Below are 1595 nucleotides of genomic sequence, written 5' to 3' on the forward strand. Positions count from 1 at the left end.
CGAAATGCCCGACATCAGCGGCAGCGAGAAGCGGCCATAGGTATCGTTGGTGAGTAGGCCGACGGTGAAGCTGCGCCGCCGGAGCAGGCTTTGCGCCAGGCTGTTGGGCCGGAAGCCAAGCCGCCGGGCGGTCTCGCGAATGCGCTCGCGCGTCTCGGCTGTCATCCGGCCCTGGCCATTGAGTGCCTTGGATGCGGTGGCGACACTGACTCCGGCCTGGGCGGCCACGTCACGCAAGGTGACTGGCTTGGAAAAGACCGGAACAGGCAGATCGTCCGATGGCATCGCGCCGAGATCCTTGGTTGGGAAAAGGTTTTCTCTTACCGAGCCGGATGAGGCCCGGCTGGTGGCCGAGCCCAACGACGATTGCTTGGGAAAACCTTTTCTCAGATGAAGCTAAGCCAGATCGAATCGCTGTTCAAGGGGAAAGTTGGTTGGCCTCCGCTCCTCTCCTCCGAAATGCAACCCGGGGTATAAAGCAGCCTCGGAAGCGCGTAGCTCAGGGGAAGAACGTCAGTCGCAGTGCTGGAGGCCCTCGGTCGAGACGGGGCGGGCTGCCGCTTGGGCGTGAGGGATCGCAACTCTGTGCCGGAAGCTAGGCCCGGCAAGGTTGGCTGGCGAACACTCTGAAACTCGATCCCGAAAATTCTGAACAATCCCCTCGGGATTAACCTTTCCGTAAATATTTGGCCGCTACTTCGACAGCCATGGCCTCGTGGCGGAGCGGCTACGCTGGAGACGGCAAATCTCTGAAGCCTCGGTTCGATCCCGAGGCGAGGCCTCCAGAATTTGGCGTCCCAATCTGCCCCGAGCGCAGTCAGTTCCCACGAATAGATTGTGTGTTGCGAAGGCAGTACGGACCGGCCGTCAAAACAGTCCTGTCTTGAATTTGGCATGCAGGCGCTTGCGAAAAGAGTGCTATGGAAGGATGCGAGCGTTGTTGCTTCGCTTTTCCCTGACATTCGAGGCCTTTCGTGCGTGAACCGTCGCTGCTGCCCGTCTTTGGGAAACTTGGCCTCAAGGCCCCTGTCGCTTTGGCGGCGGCACCGGTCTCGTCGGCAGGTGTGCCGCACCTGCGGAAGCTTCTGGCTGCGCATGGCGGCATGGTGCTGAAACTGTCGGTCGTCGCCTGGACGGTGCTGATCCTGGGCGCCGTGTTTTTCAGGATGCAAGGCTGACCGGCATGGCCAACCGCTACACGGTGCGCATGGAGCTTCCCCAGAGTTGGAGCATCATCGATGTCTTCACCGGCCAGCCTGCGGTTGTCCGGCAAAAGGTGATGGTCGGGATGGGGCCGCGCGAGGCCGAGGACATGGTCGTGCAGATGAATGTCCGCGACGTCAAACGCCGCGAAAGGGCCGAGCGCAAGACCTGATCGCGGTCAGCGCCAACTCGCCGGCATTTCAGCCGAAATCGGCCGCCGTCAGCACATACATGCTCTTGCGGGTGCGGTCGTAGGCCTTCGACGCCACCTCGCGGATGGCGCTGCTCTCGGTGTCGAATGTCTGGAGATAACCGGCTTCATCGGCAGCAGTGCCCGGCCGCATCTTGGCCATGGTGTCGGCAGCGACGGAAAATGGGATCTGGAACATGCC

4 protein-coding genes and 1 tRNA gene are annotated in these 1595 nt (G+C 61.6%); 3 read left to right on the top strand and 2 right to left on the bottom strand.

Going from position 1 to position 1595, the window contains the following annotated elements; translation table 11 throughout:
• A partial coding sequence (locus EN749_RS35465) for a LacI family DNA-binding transcriptional regulator (protein WP_145991171.1) occupies positions 1-285 on the bottom strand: 285 nt, incomplete at its 3' end.
• A 424-nt stretch (positions 286-709) separates the two neighbouring features.
• Between EN749_RS35465 and EN749_RS37490 the strand changes: the two genes are divergently transcribed.
• From EN749_RS37490 to EN749_RS35475, 3 genes are all read left to right on the top strand, one after another.
• Positions 710-785, top strand: a tRNA-Cys gene (locus tag EN749_RS37490).
• Positions 786-974: 189 nt separating this feature from the next.
• Positions 975-1178, top strand: a complete 204-nt coding sequence (locus EN749_RS35470) for a hypothetical protein (RefSeq protein WP_128364914.1) — start codon at positions 975-977, stop codon at positions 1176-1178.
• A gap of 5 nt (positions 1179-1183) precedes the next feature.
• Positions 1184-1375 carry a hypothetical protein gene (locus tag EN749_RS35475; RefSeq protein ID WP_127269694.1) on the top strand — a complete coding sequence of 64 codons (192 nt, stop codon included), beginning with the start codon at positions 1184-1186 and terminating at the stop codon, positions 1373-1375.
• A gap of 28 nt (positions 1376-1403) precedes the next feature.
• Here the strand turns inward: EN749_RS35475 and EN749_RS35480 are convergent.
• Positions 1404-1595 (bottom strand): DUF1488 family protein (locus EN749_RS35480; protein WP_128364915.1); only part of this gene is annotated, 192 nt, incomplete at its 5' end.

Origin of the sequence: Mesorhizobium sp. M7A.F.Ca.ET.027.02.1.1 (assembly GCF_004022985.1) — a bacterium.
GTDB lineage: Bacteria > Pseudomonadota > Alphaproteobacteria > Rhizobiales > Rhizobiaceae > Mesorhizobium.